Source organism: Streptomyces longwoodensis, assembly GCF_001514125.1.
Taxonomy (GTDB): Bacteria; Actinomycetota; Actinomycetes; order Streptomycetales; family Streptomycetaceae; genus Streptomyces; species Streptomyces longwoodensis.
Genome location: NZ_KQ948565.1, coordinates 37,243 through 56,735, shown reverse-complemented (window position 1 = coordinate 56,735; position 19,493 = coordinate 37,243). Strand labels below are relative to the sequence as shown.

Here is a 19,493-nt window from a genome sequence, read left to right as displayed (position 1 = left end):
GTGGAACGATCACCTGGCCACGGCGAGTTCCCCGCCCCCCCTTCCAGGACGATCGGGGCACCCCGCGCGTTCCCCGGCACCAGTCCGACCCTCCGTGACACGGTTCGCCTTCTGCCCGCACCGACCGGCTGGCATGGTGGTGCGGTGTCCATCTCGTCGCACGTCGGGGCTGTGTTCTTCTCGGCCGGTGTCCTCATCGAGGAGTCGAACCCGTCCTGTCTCATGGAGCGCCGCCTCGGTCTGCGCACCGCCCCGGAGGAGGACGGGGGGACCCGCCTCGACGCCTCACGGTGGGCCGGGGTGCCGACCCGGGCCCTGTGCTCGGAGTTGGGGACGCTGCGCCCGCTGCCCGGTGTGCGCGAGACGGCGGCATGGTGCTGGGAGCACCGGCTCCTGCCGGTGATCGCCACGGCGGAATGGGCGCCCATCGGCGCCTACCTCGCCGAACTTCTGGGGTTCCACTCCTACACGGGGACGGCCCTGGAGGCACGAGGGGGACATTTCACCGGGCGCGGCACCGCTGCGGTGGGCGCCGCCGGTCACTGCGAGATGGCGGTGCGCCGGGCGGCCGACCTGGGGCTGCGGCCCGAGGACTGCGCGGTGGTGAGCGCCGACGGCACGGACGCCCCGCTGTTCGACGTCGTCGGGTGCGGTGTCGCCTTCAACGCGCCGCCGGAGGTGCGGTGCCGGTCGACGGCGACGGTCGACGACGAGGACCTGCGGGCGGTCATCCCCGCGCTGGAACGCATGGCTGCTTGACGGGCGTACCGGCGTTTGGTGCCGCGCCGGAGGTCAGCGCCCCGGAAGGGTTCTTCTCCTATCAGACGATGGGCAGTTGAGCGACCGTCAGGTGTCCAAGGTCACACGGGCAGCCCTCACCGGTATGTCGCAGATCACATTCGCTGGATTAGGATGGCCCCCGTCGGATTGTGAACCACCTCACAAGCTCACGATTCACCCCCACGGCCGCGGGCGCCGACGCCCCCCTCGTGCCTCCGGAGGCGCGGTGGTCCGGGACCGGACGACCAGAACTGCTGGAGGACAAGTCCATGGGACTGGAAGAGAGCCTGCCGAGCGGCTTCCTGCTGAGTACCGTCGAGCAGGCCGCGGGCTGGGTGCGCAAGGCGTCGGTGTTCCCGGCGACCTTCGGACTGGCCTGCTGCGCATTCGAGTTAATGGCGGCCGGCGCCGGGCGCTACGACCTGGCGCGGTTCGGTATGGAGGTCTTCCGCGGCTCACCCCGCCAGGCCGACCTCATGATCGTCGCCGGGCGGGTCAGTCAGAAGATGGCCCCGGTCCTGCGCCAGATCTACGACCAGATGCCCAACCCCAAGTGGGTCATCTCCATGGGGGTCTGCGCCTCCTCGGGCGGCATGTTCAACAACTACGCGATCGTGCAGGGCGTCGACCACATCGTCCCGGTCGACATCTACCTGCCCGGCTGTCCGCCCCGCCCCGAGATGCTGATGGACGCGATCCTGAAGCTGCACGAGAAGATCCGCACCTCCAAGCTGGGCGTGAACGCCGAGGAGGCCGCCCGCGAGGCGGAGGAGGCGGCCCGCACGGCGCTGCCGACCATCGAGATGAAGGGGCTCCTGCGATGAGCGGGCGAGGCACGCTCCGGACCATGTCCCCCCGGGCGAAGGGCAGCCGGTCATGACGACGACGCCCACGCCCACCTCGCCCCGTGCCGGCCGGGAGACGACGGAAGGCACCGTCTACACGGTCACCGGCGGCGACTGGGACGAGATCGTCAGCTCGGCGGCCCGCGCCAACGACGAACGCATCGTCGTCAACATGGGTCCCCAGCACCCTTCCACCCACGGGGTGCTCCGGCTGATCCTGGAGATCGACGGCGAGACGGTCACCGAGGCCCGCTGCGGCATCGGCTACCTCCACACCGGCATCGAGAAGCAGACCGAGTACCGCACATGGACCCAGGGCACCACCCTGGTCACCCGCATGGACTACCTCACGTCGTTCTTCAACGAGACGGCGTACTGCCTGGCCGTCGAGAAGCTGCTGGGCATCGAGGACCAGGTCCCCGACCGGGCCACCGTCGTGCGCGTCCTGCTGATGGAGCTCAACCGCATCTCCTCGCACCTGGTGGCCATCGCCACGGGCGGCATGGAGCTCGGTGCCTCCACGGTCATGATCTACGGCTTCCGCGACCGCGAACTGATCCTGGACGCCTACGAGCTGATCACCGGCCTGCGGATGAACCACGCGTTCATCCGGCCCGGCGGACTCGCCCAGGACCTGCCGGCCGGGGCCGTCGACCAGCTGCGCGAACTGGTAGGGACGCTGCGCAAGAACCTGCCCGAGTACGACAAGCTCGCCTCCGGCAACCCGGTCTTCAAGGCGCGCATGCAGGACGTCGCCCACCTCGACCTGACCGGGTGCATGGCCCTCGGTGTCACCGGCCCGATCCTGCGCTCCACCGGCCTGCCGCACGACCTGCGCAAGGCGCAGCCGTACTGCGGCTACGAGACGTACGACTTCGACGTCCCGACCACCGACACCTGCGACGCCTACGGCCGCTTCCTCATCCGGCTCGAGGAGATGCGCCAGTCGCTGCGGATCGTCGACCAGTGCCTGGACCGGCTCCAGCCCGGCCCGGTGATGGTCGCCGACAAGAAGATCGCCTGGCCCGCCCAGCTGGCTCTCGGACCGGACGGCCTGGGCAACTCGCCCGACCACATCAAGCAGATCATGGGCACCTCCATGGAGTCCCTGATCCACCACTTCAAGCTGGTCACCGAGGGCTTCCGGGTCCCGCCGGGGCAGATCTACGTGTCCGTGGAGTCGCCCAAGGGCGAACTCGGCGTCCACGTCGTCTCGGACGGGGGCACGCGCCCCTTCCGGGTCCACTTCCGCGACCCGTCGTTCACCAACCTGCAGGCCATGGCGGCTATGGCCGAGGGCGGCCAGGTCGCCGACGTCATCGTCGTCATCGCCTCCATCGACCCCGTCCTGGGCGGCGTCGACCGGTGACCACGGCGCCCCCGGAGCGGTCCGGGGGCGCCCCGCTGGTCGTCGGACCGGTGCGTCGGGGACCTCCCGCCAGCACCGGTCCGTCTCACCAGCCGGGCACATGTCTAAGGGAATTGCTAGCAAGCGGCCCCGACCGCGGCCTCCTGGCCGACATCGCTTGACCCGCTGCGCGGACATGGCGTGAACTGCAGTTCGACTGCCCTCGGTGCGTCACCGTCCTAAGGAGCGTCCATGTCGCTGGAGCAGCCCGCCGTTCCGACGTTACGCAGCGCCGCCGAGGTGGGCGGGGAGCAACTGCCCGCCGTGCTCGGCGGTTTCGACCTCAGCGACCAGGACCGTTTCACCGACGGCTTCCCGCACGAGGTGTTCGCCCGGCTGCGCAAGGAGGCACCCGTCCTGCGCCACCCGCCCGGACGGACCCGTGACGGCGAGGACTTCTGGGTCCTCTCCCGCTACGACGACGTCGTCGAGGCGGCGGAACACCCCCTCCTGTCCTCCCAGGGCGGCGGCGACCGCGAGGGCGGCGGCACCCACCTCGACGACCTGCCCGCCGGCACCTACTCCGGCGCGATGCTCAACATGATGGACGACCCGCGCCACCGCCTGCTGCGCGACCTGGTCAGTCCGTCCGTGACGGGGCCCGTGCTCGAGGCGCTCGGCCCGCTCATCACCGAGCGGGCCGAGGCGATCGTCTCCGAGGTCGTCGAGCGCGGCTCCTGCGACTTCCAGAACGACGTCGCCGGCCGCTTCTCCGTCGAGGTCATGGCCGCGTTGATGGGCGTACCACGCGCCGACTGGCCGCAGTTCGTCGACTGGACCGAAGTGGTGATGGGGTACGAGGACCGTGCCTCCGGCGAGTCGTCCTCGCGCAGCCAGGCCGCCCTCCTCGCGATGTACCAGTACGGGGTGCAGCTGCTCGCCCGGAAGAGGGCCGAGCCGGCGCAGGACTTCCTGTCCGTCATCGCCGCGGGTGAACTCCCCGAGGGCCACGGCGAGTCGCCGTTGCGCCCCTACGAGCGGGAGGTGTTCGTCAACCTGCTGACCCTGGCCGGGAGCGAGCCGACCCGCAACGTCATCGCCGTCGGTCTGCTCGCCCTGGCCGAGCACCCCGAGCAGTGGCAGGCCCTGCGCGCGGACCGCTCCCTGCTGGACGGCGCCGTCGAGGAGATGATGCGCTGGTCCACGCCGACGCCGTACAACCGGCGCACGGCCACCGAGGACTTCACGTTCCGGGACGTGCGGTTCCGGCGCGGCGACAAGGTGACCCTGTGGTGGTCGTCGGCCAACCGGGACGAGAGCGTCTTCCCCGACGCCATGTCCTTCGACGTGCGCCGCAACCCCAACCCGCACCTCGCCTTCGGCCGCGGCCCCCACGTCTGCCTCGCCGTGGACCTCGCCCGGCTCGAACTGCGCACCCTGTTCACCGCGCTCCTCGACCGGGTCGCCGAGGTGCGCCTGAGCGGGCCGGTGCCGTGGGCCGCCAACAGCAAGCACACGGTGGCGCTGGAGGTCCCCGTGGAGTTCGTCCGGGCCTGATCCGCCGCCCGCCCGCCCGCCCACCCTCCCGGCCCCCGACGACGTCTCCACGCCGTGAGGGACTCCGGCCGGCGCGGCGCACCCGCCCCCGACGGCGGGCCGCGCCGCCCCCCCACACACACAAAGCCGCCCCCCACACACAAACACGACTCCGATCAGCGCGTCGCCACCCCGTCGACGCACTCCGCTGTGCCACGTGACCGGCGCCCCGTGCGCGCCGCTTCCGCCAGTGACCGTCCGTACCGTCCGCCCGGTGTGTCCGCCGGGTGGGTCCGACATGCCCGCGTCGCGCCAACCGACGGGGCGGAGGGGAAGTCCCGGATGGGTGACCGCATGGACACCGCCCCCGCGCAGGTGCCCGTGGCCGTCGTCGGCCTGGCCTGCCGGCTGCCGGGGGCGGCCGACCCGGCCGCGTTCTGGGCACTGCTGCGCGAGGGGCGCGACGCCCTGGGCGAACCCGGCCCCCGGCGCACCCACCCGGACGGGCCCGCCGCCCCCGTGCTCCCGTCCGGCGAACCGGTGCGCGCCGGCTTCCTCGACCAGGTCGACTCCTTCGACGCGCAGTTCTTCGGCATCTCCCCGGGCGAGGCGGCCGTCATGGACCCCCAGCAGCGCCTGGTGCTGGAGCTGGCCTGGGAGGCGTTCGAGGACGCCGGCATCGTCCCCGGTGACGGGGGCGGCACCGACGGCGGCACCGGCGTGTACGTCGGCGCCACGTACGACGACTACGCCACCCTGCGCGGCGACCGGCTCAGCCCGCACTCGGCCACGGGCCGCAACCGGGCGATGATCGCCAACCGGGTGTCCTACGCGCTCCGCCTGAGCGGGCCGAGCATGGTGGTGGACAGCGCCCAGTCCTCCGCCCTGGTGGCCGTGCACGTGGCGTGCCGGGCCCTGGCGGCGGGCGAGTGCTCCGTGGCCGTCGTCGGCGGCGTCAACCTGAACATCGTCCAGGACGGGTACGACGTCACCCGTGCGCTCGGAGCCCTCTCCCCGGACGGGCGCTGCCACACCTTCGACGCACGGGCCAACGGGTTCGTCCGCGGTGAGGGCGGCGCGGTGCTGCTGCTCAAGCCGCTGGCGGCGGCACTGGCCGACGGGGACACCGTGCACGCGGTGATCCTCGGCAGCGCCGCCAACAACGACGGCGGCGGCGACTCACTGACCGCCCCCCGCCAGGAGGCCCAGCAGGACGTGCTGCGCGCCGCCTGCGCCTCGGCGGGGGTGGCACCCCAGGACGTGGACTACGTCGAACTGCACGGCACCGGCACGCCCCTCGGCGACCCGGTGGAGGCGTCGGCGCTGGGCGCGGTGGCCCATCGTGAACGGCCCCTGCACGTCGGCTCGGTGAAGACGAACATCGGACACCTGGAGGGCGCGGCCGGGATCGCGGGCCTGCTCAAGACGATCCTGTGCCTGTCCCACCGCGAGCTGGTGCCCAGCCTCAACTTCCGTACCCCCAACCCCCGCATCCCGCTCGACGACCTCGGGCTGCGCGTGGTCACCGAGGCGGAGCCGTGGCCCGACACCGGGGGGACGCCGCTCGCCGGGGTCAGCTCGTTCGGCATGGGCGGCGCCAACTGCCACGTCGTGCTGTCCGCGGCGCCCGCCGCCGGTCCCGCCGGCCGGCAGGAGGCGCCGCGCTACGACGGTCCCGTCCTCGTCCCCGTGTCGGCGCGCACGCCGGCCGCGCTGACCGCGCTGGCCGACCGCCTGACCACGACCGACGCACCGTCCCCGCTGGACCTGGCGTACTCACTGGCCACCACCCGCAGCCCGCTGCCGCAGCGCGCGGTCCTCGTCGCCGACACCCCCGGCGACGTGCCCGGCCTGCTGCGGGCCCTGGCCGCGGGAGAACCCCAGGCCCGCGTGGTCCGCGGCACGGCCGCGCCCGGACGGACGGTGTTCCTCTTCGCCGGCCAGGGCAACCAGCGACCGGGCATGGGCCACGAGATCCACCTCCGCCACCCCGTGTACGCCGCGGCCGTGGAGGAGATCGCCGAAGAGATGCGCGCGCACCTGCAACGGCCGCTGCTGGAGGTGATGTTCGCCGAGGAGGGCTCGCGGGACGCGGCGCTGCTCGACGAACCGGAGTACACCCAGCCCGCGTTGTTCGCCGTCCAGGTCGCGCTGTTCCGCCTCGTGGAGAGCTGGGGCGTGCGCCCCGACGCGGTGCTCGGCCACTCCTTCGGTGAACTGGCCGCGCTGCACGTGGCCGGGGCGATGTCCCTGCCCGACGCCTGCGCCCTCGTGGCCACCCGGGGCCGGCTGATGCAGCACGTGCCGCCCGGCGGTGCCTCGGTCCTGGTGGAGGCGTCCGAGGCCGAACTGACCCCGGACGTGCGGGCGTCCGGCGGCGCGGTGTCGATCGCGGCGCTCAACACCCCCACCGCCACCGTCCTGGCGGGCGACGAGGAAGCCACCCTGGAGATCGCGCGGAAGTGGGAGCGGTCAGGACGGCGCACCCGCCGCCTCCGGATCCGGTTCGCCAGCCACTCGGCGCACATGGACCCCATCCTCGACGGAATGCGGCAGGCCGCGTCCCGGGTCCGCTGGCAGCGGCCCCGGCTGCGGGTCATCTCCTCGTTCACCGGCACCGAGCTCGACCCGACCGGGCTCGACTGGCCGGAGTTCTGGGCGCGGCACACCCGTGACACCGTGCGGTTCGCCGACGCCGTCGGGACGGCCTGCGCGGGTGGTGCGCGGACGTTCCTCGAACTCGGCCCCGACGGCACCCTGTGCGCCATGGGACCGGCCAACGCGCCGGACGACGTGGCCTTCGCCGCCGCGATGACCGGCGGTGACCGCCCCGACCTGAGGTCGCTGCTCACCGCGGTCGCCCGGGTGCACGCCCGTGGCGTCCCGGTCGACTGGACGCGCTTCCACGCCGGGACCGGCGCCCGCCGTGTGCCCCTGCCGACGTACCCCTTCCAGCGGCGCAGGCACTGGATCACCGGCGGAACCACCCCCGTCACGGCCGGGACGCCGCGGGCCGAGGCGCCGGCCTCGCCCCTGGCCGCGCTGCCCGCTGCCCAACGGACCCAGGCGGTCCGCACGTTGGTGCGCACGGAGGTGGCCGCGGCACTGGAACTGGAGTCCGCCGAGCAGCTGGACCTGCGCCGGCCGTTCAAGGAGCTGGGCTTCAGCTCGCTGATGACCGTCGAGCTGGGACACCGGCTCGCCGAGGCCACCGGGCTGCGGGTGCCCCCGACCGCGGTGCTGACCCACGCCACTCCCGCGCGGATGATCGAGCACCTCGACGCCGAACTCGCCGCCGTCCCGTCGTACGCGCCGGACCCGGCGCCCGGACCAGGCGGGGGGACGGGTGCCCCCGCATCCGTCGCGGACCCGGGGGCCGGGGCGGGGAGGGGGGCCGGGGCGAGGACGGGGGCGTCCGTCGCCGAACCGATCGCCATCGTCGGGATGGCCTGCCGCTACCCCGGCGGGATCGCCTCCCCGGACGACCTGTGGGACCTCGTCGCCGCGGGCGGTGACGCGATCGGCGCGTTCCCCACCGACCGGGGCTGGGACCTGGACCGCCTGTTCGACTCCGACCCGGACCGGCCCGGACGCACCTACGCCCGTTCCGGTGGCTTCCTGTACGACGCGGCGCGCTTCGACGCGGGGCTGTTCGGGATCTCGCCCCGCGAGGCGCTCGCGATGGACCCGCAGCAGCGGCTGCTGCTGGAGACCTCCTGGGAGGCCCTGGAACGGGCCGGAGTGGACCCGTTGTCCCTGCGGGACTCGGACACCGGCGTGTTCGCCGGGGTCATGGCCCAGGACTACGGCCCCCGGATGCACGAGGGCGCCGCGGGCGCCGACGGCTACGTCCTCACCGGCACCACGGCGAGCGTGGCCTCCGGCCGCATCGCCTACACCCTGGGCCTGCGGGGCCCCGCGGTCACGGTGGACACCGCCTGCTCGTCCTCCCTGGTGGCGCTGCACATGGCGGCGCAGGCCCTGCGCGCAGGGGAGTGCTCCCTGGCCCTCGCGGGCGGCGCGACGGTGATGGCCACCCCCGGCATCTTCGTGGAGTTCTCCCGGCAGCGCGGGCTGTCCCCGGACGGGCGCTGCAAGTCGTTCGCGGCGGCGGCCGACGGCACGGGCTGGGCGGAAGGCGTGGGCCTGCTGGTGCTGCAGCGCCTCTCCGACGCCCGGCGCGCCGGGCACCGTGTCCTCGGCGTGCTGCGGGGATCGGCGGTCAACCAGGACGGGGCGTCCAACGGCCTGACCGCGCCCAGCGGACTCGCCCAGGAGCAGGTGATCCGTGCGGCGCTGGGCGCGGCCGGGCTGTCCGCGGCGGACGTCGACCTGGTCGAGGCGCACGGCACCGGTACGGCGCTCGGCGACCCGATCGAGGCGCAGGCCCTGCTGGCCACCTACGGCTCCCGCCGCGCCGAGTCCCCCGTGTGGCTGGGCTCGCTGAAGTCGAACATCGGGCACACCCAGGCGGCGGCCGGCGTGGCCGGAGTGATCAAGGCCGTGCAGGCGATGCGGCGCGGTGTGTTGCCGCGCACCCTGCACGTGGACGAGCCGTCCCCGCACGTGGACTGGGAGTCGGGCGCGGTGCGGCTGCTCACCGAGGACCGGCCCTGGCCGGACACCGGACGGCCGCGCCGGGCCGCCGTCTCCTCCTTCGGGATCAGCGGCACCAACGCCCACGTCGTCATCGAACAGGCCCCGGCCTCCGTCGAGGAGGCCGAAGGAGAGGCGCAGCTGCGCCCCGGCCCCGTGCCCGTGGTGCTGTCCGGGCACACCGGAGCCGCCCTGCGCGCCCAGGCGGAGCGGCTCGCCACCCATGTGGAGACCCACCCCGGCACCACCGTCCCGCAGGTCGCACGCGTGGCCGCCGGCCGCGCCGCCCTGACCCACCGGGCCGTGGTCACCGCCGATAACCCCACCGACCTGGTGCGCCGGCTGCGCGCGCTGGCGACCGACCAGGACGACCCCGGCCTCGTGCACGGACAGGCCGACGTCGACCCCCGCACGGTGTTCGTGTTCCCGGGTCAGGGGGCGCAGTGGGCGGGGATGGCGGTGGAGCTGCTGGGCGCGTCGCCGGTGTTCGCGGCGCGGATGGCGGAGTGTGCGGCGGCGTTGGGGGAGTTCACGGACTGGTCGTTGCTGGACGTGGTGCGGGGGGAGGGGGGTGCCGCGTCGCTGGAGCGGGTGGACGTGGTGCAGCCGGTGTCGTTCGCGGTGATGGTGTCGTTGGCCGCGTTGTGGCGGTCGTTCGGGGTGGAGCCGGACGCGGTGGTGGGGCATTCGCAGGGGGAGATCGCGGCCGCGTGCGTGGCGGGCGCGCTGTCCCTGCGCGACGCCGCCAAGGTGAGCGCCCTGCGCAGCGCCGCCCTGCGTGACCTGGCGGGCACCGGCGGCATGATGTCCGTGGCGCTCCCCGCCGCCGAGGTGGAACGGCGTCTCGCGGACCGGGACGGCCGGGTGTCCGTGGCGGCCGTCAACGGACCCGCCGCGGTGGTCCTGGCGGGCGAACCCGCCGCCCTGGAGGACCTGGCCGCCGAGCTGACCGCCGACGGCGTGTGGGCCCGGCTCGTCGCGGTCGACTACGCCTCCCACTCCCCGCAGGTGGAACGGATCCGCGCCACCCTCCTGGAGCGCCTCGCCGGCCTCGAACCGCGCACCGCCGACATCCCCTTCTACTCCACCGTGACGGGCGAACCGATCGACACGGCCGCACTGGACGCGGAGTACTGGTACAGCAACCTGCGCCACACCGTCCGCTTCGAGGAGGCCGTCCGCGCCCTGGACGACGCCGGGCACCGGGCCTACGTCGAGGTCAGCCCGCACCCCCTGCTCACCGCCGCGGTGCAGGACACCGTGGAATCGACGGGCAGCTCCGCCGTGGTCGTCGGCACGCTGCGCCGCGACCAGGGCGGCCCCGACCGCTTCCTGCGGTCCCTTGCCGAGGCGTACGTACGCGGCGTACCCGTCGAGTGGACCCCCGCGACCGGTGCCGGCGGACCACGGCCCGACCTCCCCGTCTACGCCTTCCAGCGTCAGCACTTCTGGCTGCCCGCCCCGGCCGGCGCGGCCGACCCGGCGGTGCTCGGCATGGACGCCGCCACGCATCCGCTGCTGGGCGCCGCCGCCACCGTGGCCACCACCGGAGAGGTGCTCCTGACCGGGGAGCTGTCCCGGCAGCGCCAGCCCTGGCTGGCCGACCACGGCGTGCACGGCACGGTGGTCCTGCCGGGTGCCGCGTTCGTCGAACTCGCCGTGCACGCCGGGGACGAGACGGGCTGCACGGAACTGGAGGAGCTGACCGTCCAGCGACCCCTGCCGCTGCCCGAACGCGGCGGCGTGCGGGTGCAGACCGTCGTGGGCGCCCCCGACGACGACGGCGGCCGCACCGTGGACGTGTACGCGCGCACCACCGACCGGCCGGACTGGACGCACCACGCCACCGGCCGGCTCGGCACGGCGCGGACGCCGGCGCCGGACACCGTCGGCGGGCCGCCGGCCGGAACCGCGTCGGCCGAACCGGCCGCCCGCTACCTGGAGTTGGCGGGGCTCGGCTACGAGTACGGCCCGGCCTTCCAGGGCCTGCGCCGGTGGTGGCGCAGTGGTGAGGACGTGTGGGCCGAGGCCGAGCTGCCGGAACCGGCGGCCGTCGACGCCGGGGCGTTCGGACTGCACCCGGCGCTGCTGGACGCCGCGCTGCACGCGGCCCTCCCCTCCGGGGAAGCGGCCGGCCCGGACGCGGCGACCGTGCTGCCGTTCTCGTTCAGCGGGGTCCGCCTGTACCGGTCCGGCGCCGACGCCGTCCGGGTGCGCCTGCGGCCCGCGGCCGGCGGCGCGGTGTCCGTGACCCTCACCGACGCCGCCGACCGGACCGTCCTGGTCATCGACGCGCTGACCCTGCGCCCGGTACCGGCCGGACAGCTCACGGCGGACCGCCCCGACCACCTGTACCGCACCGCGTGGACCCCCCTCGAGACGCCCGCCCCCGAAGCGGCCTGGTCCCTGCACGCCGACCTGGACGAGCTGGGCGACCACGTGCCCGCCGCGGTCGGCGTGCCGGTGACCTCGGCGACCGGGGCCCTGACCCTCGCGCAACGCTGGCTGGCCGACGAACGGTTCACCGCGTCCCAGCTCGTCCTCCTCACCCGTGGTGCCGTCGGCACGGCCGCGGACGCCCCGCCGCCGGACCCCGCCACGGCGGCGGTCTGGGGTCTGGTCCGCACCGCGCAGACGGAGCACCCGGACCGGTTCGTGCTGGTGGACACCGACGACCGCCCCGCCTCGGCCGCCCTGTTGCCGGGTCTGGCCGGCACCGGCGAGCCCCAACTCGCCCTGCGCGACGGCCGCGTCCTGGTGCCGCGGCTGACCCCGGTGACCGACGACGCGGGAGAGAGCCCCTGGACGGCCACCGGCACCGTGCTGATCACCGGCGCGACCGGCACCCTGGGACGCCTGGTGGCACGGCACCTGGTCGACCGCCACGGGGTGAGGGACCTGGTGCTGGCCTCCCGCAGCGGCCAGGACGCGCCCGGCACCGCCGCCTTCACGGACGGCCTGCGGGCGCTGGGTGCCCGGGTGACGGTCGTCGCCTGTGACGTGGCGGAGCGGGACGAGGTGGCCGCGCTGCTGGCCGCCCACCCCGTGACGGCCGTCGTCCATGCCGCGGGCGTCCTCGACGACGCCGTCCTGACCGCCCTCACCCCCGAGCGCGTGACCGACGTGTGCCGCGCCAAGGTCGACGGCGCACGCCACCTCGACGAACTGACCGGCCCCGGCCTGACCGCCTTCGTGCTGTTCTCGTCCGTGGCCGGGACGCTCGGCAACGCCGGGCAGGCCGCCTACGCCGCCGCCAACGCCGCACTGGACGCGCTGGCCGAGCGCCGCCGGGCCGCCGGTCTCCCGGCCACCTCCATCGCCTGGGGGCTGTGGGCCGAGAGCAGCCGCATGACCGGCCACATGGACGACACCGACCGGGCCAGGCTCGCGCGGGCGGGCGTGCTGCCCCTGGACACCGACACGGGCCTGGCCGCCTTCGACGCGGCCACCGCGCGCGACGTCCCGGCCGTGCTCGCCGCCCCCCTCGACCGGGAGGCGCTCCGGACCCGGGCGTCCGAGGGCACCCTCCCCCCGCTGCTGTCCTCCCTGGTGCCGGTGGTGCGCCGGGCGGCCGCCGCGGACGGCCCGGCGGACGCCGCCGACGCCCTGCGCCGCAGGCTCGCCGAGCAGGACCCCCTCCGCGTCCTGCAGGACGTCGTCCTGACCCAGGCGGCCGTGGTCCTCGGCCACCCCGACCCCGCCGCCCTCGGCCCGGACCGGCCGTTCAAGGAGATCGGCTTCGACTCGCTGACCTCCGTGGAACTGCGCAACCGGCTCAGCCGGATCACCGGCACCCGGCTGCCCGCCACCGTCGTGTTCGACCACCCGACCCCGGCCGGGCTCGCCGCCCACCTGCGCGGCGAACTGGCCGGCGACACCCCCGCGGCCGCCGTCGTACCGGCCGCCACGGCCGCCGCCGAAGAACCGGTCGCGATCGTCGGCATGGCGTGCCGCTTCCCGGGCGGCGTGGCCTCGCCGGAGGACCTGTGGCACCTCGTGTCCACGGGCGGCGACGCCATCGGCGGCTTCCCCACCGACCGGGGCTGGGACGTCGCCGGCCTGTACGACCCCGACCCGGACCGGGCCGGCCACTCGACCACGCGGTACGGCGGATTCCTGTACGACGCCGGGCAGTTCGACGCGTCCCTGTTCGGCATCTCCCCGCGCGAGGCACTGGCGATGGACCCCCAGCAGAGGCTGCTCCTGGAGACGGCCTGGGAGACCCTGGAACGGGCGGGCCTGGACCCGGCCTCCCTGCGCGGCAGCCGGACCGGCGTGTTCACCGGCGTGATGTACCACGACTACGCCTCCGCGCTCGCCGACGTCCCCGAAGAGGTCGAGGGGCACCTGCTCACCGGCACCGCCGCTAGCGTCGCCTCCGGCCGCGTCTCCTACGCCCTCGGGCTGGAGGGCCCGGCGGTCACCGTGGACACCGCCTGCTCCTCCTCCCTGGTCGCCGTCCACCTGGCGGCGCAGGCCCTGCGCGCGGGGGAGTGCACGCTGGCCCTGGCCGGCGGGGTGACGGTCATGGCCCGGCCCACCACCTTCACCGCCTTCTCCCGGCAGCGCGGACTGTCACCGGACGGACGGTGCAAGGCGTACGCCGGGGCCGCCGACGGCACCGGCTGGTCCGAGGGCGTCGGCCTGCTCCTGCTCGAACCGCTGTCCGCCGCCCGCCGCAACGGCCACCGCGTCCTCGCCGTCGTCCGAGGCTCCGCCGTCAACCAGGACGGAGCCTCCCACGGCCTCACCGCGCCCAACGGCCCCTCCCAGGAACGCGTCATCCGCGCCGCGCTCGCCGCCGCCGGACTGTCCCCGCACGAGGTCGACGCGGTCGAGGGCCACGGCACCGGCACCCCCCTGGGCGACCCCATCGAGGCACAGGCCCTCCTCGCCACCTACGGCCAGGAACGGGCCGGCGACCCCCTGTGGCTCGGCTCCGTCAAGTCCAACATCGGGCACGCGCAAGCCGCCTCGGGCGTCGCCGGACTGATCAAGACGGTCCAGGCCATGCGGCACGGCGTACTGCCCCGCACCCTGCACGTCGACGAGCCGTCCCCGCACGTGGACTGGGAGTCCGGCGCGGTGCGGCTGCTCACCGAGGACCGGCCCTGGCCGGACACCGGCCGGCCCCGGCGGGCAGGCGTGTCCTCCTTCGGCATCAGCGGCACCAACGCGCACATCGTCGTGGAGCAAGTCGACGGCAGCGAAGCGGCTGAACCGGAACCGGACCACGTCCAGCCGCTGCGGCCCGTTCCGGTGGCCCTGTCCGGACACACCGAGGACGCCCTGCGCGCGCAGGCCGCACGGCTCGTCGCGCACCTGACCACGCACCCCGACACCCCGCTGCGCGACATCGCCTACACCGCCGCGTCCGGCCGGGCCGCCCTCGACCACCGCGCCGTCGTCCTCGCCGACGACCCGGAGCAGCTCGGCGAACGGCTGACCGCGCTGGCCGAGGGCCGCGACGTGCCCGACGTCGTCCGGGGCACCGCGGTCCCGAACGCGCGGCGGGTGGCGTTCGTCTTCCCCGGCCAGGGCTCCCAGTGGGCCGGGATGGCGCTGGAACTGCTCGACGCGGCCCCGGTGTTCGCCGCCCGGCTGGCCGAGTGCGCCGCGGCCGTCGAGGCCCACGTGGACTGGTCGGTGCTGGACGTGCTGCGACAGGTCCCCGGCGCACCGGGACTGGACCGGGTGGACGTCGTCCAGCCCGTCACCTTCGCCGTCACCGTGTCGCTGGCGGCGCTGTGGCAGGCCCACGGCGTACGACCCGACGCGGTGATCGGCCATTCGCAGGGGGAGATCGCCGCCGCCTGCGTGGCCGGTGCCCTGTCCCTGGCCGACGCCGCCGCGGTGGTGTGCCTGCGCAGCCGCGCGCTGACCCGGCTGTCCGGCAAGGGCGGGATGATGTCCGTGGCGCTGCCCGCCCCCGAGGTGCGCGAGCTCTTCACCGACGACCGGCTGCACGTGGCCGCGATCAACGGCCCCGCCTCCACCGTGGTCTCCGGCGACCCGTCCGCCCTGGAGGACCTGCGCGCCCGGTGCGACGCGCGCGGCGTCCGCGCCCGGCTGATCGCCGTCGACTACGCCTCCCACTCACCGCACGTCACCACCGTCAAGGACGAACTCGACGGCCTGCTCGCCGGCATCGCCCCGCGGGCCGTACCCGTCGAGCTCTACTCCACCGTCACCGGACAGCGCCTGGACCCGCGCGAACTCACCGGCGCGTACTGGTACACCAACCTGCGGCAGACCGTCCGGTTCGCCGACGCCGTGGGCGCCGCCCTCGACGCCGGGATAGGCACCTTCCTGGAGGTGAGCCCCCACCCGGTGGTGGCACCGGGCGTGCAGGAGACGGTGGACGCCGCCGGAGCACGTGCCGTCGTCCTGTCCACCCTCCGCCGTGACGACGGCGGCCGGCCCCGGTTCACCCGGTCGCTGGCCGAGGCCCACGTGCGCGGGGTCGGCGTCCACCTGCCCGAGGTGTTCGCCGGCACCGGGGCACGGACCGTCGACCTGCCGACCTACGCCTTCCAGCACCAGTGGTACTGGCTCGCCGACCAGGCCGCCTCCCGGTCCCTCGGGTGGCGCTACCGCGTCGAGTGGCGCCCCGCCCGCCCGAACGGGCGTACGGAGCCGGACGCCACATGGCTGGCCCTGGTGCCCGCCGGCTGCGACCAGGAGTGGCTGGAGCGGCTCACCGAAACCCTGCCGGTCCGTGTCCTGCCCGTGGACGCCGAGCATGCCGACCGCGCCGCGCTGGGCGAAAACCTGCGCCGCGCACTGGCCGAGCACACCCCGCGGGGCCTGCTGTCCCTGCTGAGCGCCGACCGCCGGCCGCACCCCCGGCACCCGGCCGTGCCCGCGGGCGTGGCCGCCACCCTCGCCCTGGTGCAGGCGCTCGGCGACCTGGCGGCGACCCAACCCCTGTGGCTGGTCACCGCCGGCGCGGTGGGCACCGGGGACACCGACCCGCCCCACGACCCGGACGCCGCACAGGTCTGGGGCCTCGGCCGGGTCGCCATGCTGGAGTACCCCACCTTCTGGGGCGGCCTCGTCGACCTCCCCGCCCGCCCCGACGCGGACGAGCTGGAACAGCTGCGCACGATCATGGCCGGCGGCTTCGGCGACGAGGATCAACTCGCCGTACGGGCGACCGGCACCCTCCTGCGACGCCTGGTCCGCGCCCCCTTGGACGGCACCCCGGCCGTCGGCTGGCAGGCCCGCGACACCGCCGTCGTGACCGGCGGCACCGGGGCGCTCGGCCCGGAAGCCGCCCGCTGGCTGGCCGGACTCGGCGCCGCGCACGTGGTCCTGGTCAGCCGCAGCGGTCCCCAGGCCGAAGGGGTCGCCGAGCTGGCGAGCGAACTCGACGCCCGCGGCGTACGGCTGACCGCCCACGCCTGCGACGTCGCCGACCGCGCTGCCGTGTCAGCCCTCCTGACCGGACTGCGTGAACAGGGCGAGAAGGTACGCACCGTGCTGCACGCCGCCGCCCTGATGCGGCTGGCCGCACTGCCCGACACCGACCTCGCCGAGTACGCCGCCGTGCTCGACGCCAAGGTCCAGGGCGCCCGCCACCTCGTCGACCTCCTCGACCGGGACGAACTGGACGCCCTCGTCTTCTACTCCTCGATCGCCGGGGTCTGGGGCAGCGGGGACCACGGCGCCTACGCCGCGGCCAACGCCACCCTGGACGCGCTGGCCGAACAGGCCCGAGCGGACGGCCTGCCCGTCACCTCGGTGGCCTGGGGCGTGTGGGACGGGGCCCGCTTCCCCGAGGGCGTCGACGCCGGACAACTACGGCGCCAAGGACTGCCGTTGATCCACCCGGAATCCGCCCTCGAAGGACTGCGCGTCGTCCTGGAACGCGGCGAGAGCGGCCTGTCGATGGCCGACGTCGACTGGGCGGCGTTCATGCCGCTGTTCGCCTCGGCGCGCAGCCGGCCCCTGTTCGCCGAGATCCCGGAGGCCCGGCGCGCACTGGAGGGCGACGAGCCCACCGGGGCGCCGCCCTCCGGCATCACCTGGGCGCAACGCCTGGCCGCCCTGCCGGATGCCGAACGCCGCGCCGCCCTGCTCACCCTGGTCCGCGAACAGGCCGCCGTGGTCCTCGGCCTGTCCGACCCCGCGCAGATCGGCGACGAACGGCCCTTCCGCGACCTGGGCTACGACTCGCTGACCGGCATCGAACTGCGCAACCGGCTCGGCACCGTCACCGGGCTCACCCTGCCCGCCACGCTGGTGTTCGACCACCCCACCCCGGCCGCGGTCGCCGACCGCCTCGACACCTCGCTGGCCCCTGCCGAACCACCGCTCCTCGCCGAGCTGGACCGGCTCGCCGAACGGCTGGGCCGCACCGACGGCGAGGACGAACGCACCACCGTCGCGCAGCGGCTGCGCGCCATGTTGTCGCTGGTCGACGGCGACCTGGACGAGGACGACGACTTCGACCCGGTGTCGAACGAGGAGATGTACGACCTCATCGACCGAGAGCTCGGGGCGAGCTGAACAGGGGGCTGGAGATGTCCGAGGAAGAGAAGCTCAGGGGTTACCTGAAGCGGGTCATGAACGACCTGCGCAAGGCCAACCGCCGCCTGGAGAAGGCGGAACGGGCCCGCACCGAGCCCATCGCGATCGTCGGCATGGCCTGCCGCCTCCCCGGCGGCGTGCGCTCACCGGAGGACCTGTGGCAGGTGCTCGCCGAGGGCCGTGACGTCACGGGCGACCTGCCCACCGACCGCGGCTGGGACGTCGACGCCCTCTACGACCCCGACCCCGAGCGCTCCGGCCACCTCTACGTGCGGCGCGGCGGCTTCCTCGACGACCCGGCCGCCTTCGACGCCGCCTTCTTCGGGATCTCACCCCGCGAGGCGCTGGCCATGGACCCGCAGCAGCGGCTGCTGCTGGAGACCTCGTGGGAGGCGCTGGAGCGGGCCGGGATCGATCCGCTGTCGCTGCGCGGCAGCCGCACCGGCGTGTTCGTCGGCCAGAACCATCAGGAGTACGGGACCAGGCTCGCGCACGCCCCCACCAGCGTCGAGGGCCACCTCGTCACCGGCGTGGTACCCAGCGTGCTGTCGGGCCGCATCTCCTACACCCTCGGCCTCGAGGGCCCCGCCGTCACCGTGGACACGGCCTGCTCCACCTCCCTGGTCACCCTGCACCTGGCCGTGCAGTCCCTGCGCAGCGGCGAGTCCTCGCTCGCGGTGACGGGCGGCGTCACCGTCCTGGCCAACCCCGGCCCGCTGGTGGAGTTCAGCAGGCAGCGCGTGCTGGCCGCGGACGGCCGGTGCAAGGCGTTCTCCGCCACCGCGGACGGCATGGGCATGGCCGAGGGCGTCGGCGTACTGGTCCTGGAGCGGCTGTCGGACGCCCGGCGCAAGGGGCACCGCGTGCTGGCCGTCGTCCGGGGTTCGGCGGTGAACCAGGACGGCGCCTCCAACGGCCTGACCGCACCCAACGGCCCCTCCCAGCAACGCGTCATCCGGGCCGCGCTGACGAACGCGGGGCTCGCCCCGGCGGACATCGACGTCGTGGAGGCGCACGGCACCGGCACCTCACTCGGCGACCCGATCGAGGCCCAGGCCCTGCTGGCCACCTACGGTGTCCACCGCGAACGGCCGCTGCACCTGGGCACGGTGAAGTCCAACATCGGCCACACCCTCGCCGCGGCCGGAGTCGCCGGCGTCATCAAGTCCGTCCTCGCCCTGCGCCACGGCACCGTGCCGAAGACGCTCCACGCGGAGACCCCTTCCCCGCACATCGACTGGTCCTCCGGCGCCCTCCTGCTCGCGACGGAGGCGACCCCCTGGCCGAGCGGCGAACGGCCGCGCCGCGCCGCGGTCTCCTCCTTCGGTATCAGCGGCACGAATGCGCACGTGGTGTTGGAGGAGGCGCCGGTGGGGGAGGAGGTCCCGGGCGCCGAGGCGGTGGTTGACCTGGTGGTGGCGGTGCCGGTGCCGGTGGTGGTGTCGGGGCGGGATGAGGTGGGGCTGGGGGTTGCGGCGGGTCGGTTGGGCGCGTTCGTTTCGGGTGATGTGGGTGTGTCGGTGGTGGGGGTGGCGCGTGCTGCGGGGGTGGGGCGGGCTGCGTTGGAGTGCCGGGGTGCGGTGGTGGCTGCGGATCGCGGTGAATTGCTCGCGGGGTTGCAGGAGTTGGCGGCCGGGGACGGGATCCGGGGTCTGGCCGGCCGTGGCGGGTCGACGGGGTTTCTCTTTTCAGGTCAGGGGTCGCAGTGGTCGGGGATGGGGGGTGAGTTGGCGCAGGCGTTCCCGCTGTTCGGTGAGGTGTTCGGTGACGTGTGTGGTCGGTTGGAGGAACGCCTGGGTTTCGGGCTGCGTGAGGTGGTGCTGAACGGCGGTGACGCCGTGGACGGGACGGTGGTC

Annotated in this window: 6 protein-coding genes; all 6 read left to right on the top strand. The window is 74.6% G+C overall.

The annotated features are described in order from the left end of the window. Window positions 1-144: 144 nt before the first annotated feature. Complete coding sequence (locus tag AQJ30_RS38215) at window positions 145-759, top strand: HAD family hydrolase (protein ID WP_067241375.1); 615 nt, start codon at window positions 145-147, stop codon at window positions 757-759. A 290-nt stretch (window positions 760-1,049) separates the two neighbouring features. Continuing rightward, window positions 1,050-1,604: a NuoB/complex I 20 kDa subunit family protein gene (locus AQJ30_RS33375; RefSeq protein ID WP_067241373.1), complete on the top strand. Its 555-nt coding sequence runs from the start codon at window positions 1,050-1,052 to the stop codon at window positions 1,602-1,604. A gap of 52 nt (window positions 1,605-1,656) precedes the next feature. Further along, complete coding sequence (locus AQJ30_RS33370; protein ID WP_067241371.1) at window positions 1,657-2,994, top strand: NADH-quinone oxidoreductase subunit D; 1,338 nt, start codon at window positions 1,657-1,659, stop codon at window positions 2,992-2,994. A gap of 231 nt (window positions 2,995-3,225) precedes the next feature. Beyond that, a complete protein-coding gene (locus AQJ30_RS33365) occupies window positions 3,226-4,530 on the top strand; it encodes a cytochrome P450 (protein WP_067241370.1) in 1,305 nt (434 codons plus the stop codon). A 321-nt stretch (window positions 4,531-4,851) separates the two neighbouring features. Continuing rightward, a complete protein-coding gene (locus tag AQJ30_RS33360; RefSeq protein ID WP_067241367.1) occupies window positions 4,852-17,616 on the top strand; it encodes a type I polyketide synthase in 12,765 nt (4,254 codons plus the stop codon). A 14-nt stretch (window positions 17,617-17,630) separates the two neighbouring features. Further along, window positions 17,631-19,493, top strand: a 1,863-nt coding sequence (locus AQJ30_RS33355) for a type I polyketide synthase (RefSeq protein WP_211279152.1), incomplete at its 3' end; no start/stop codon positions are given.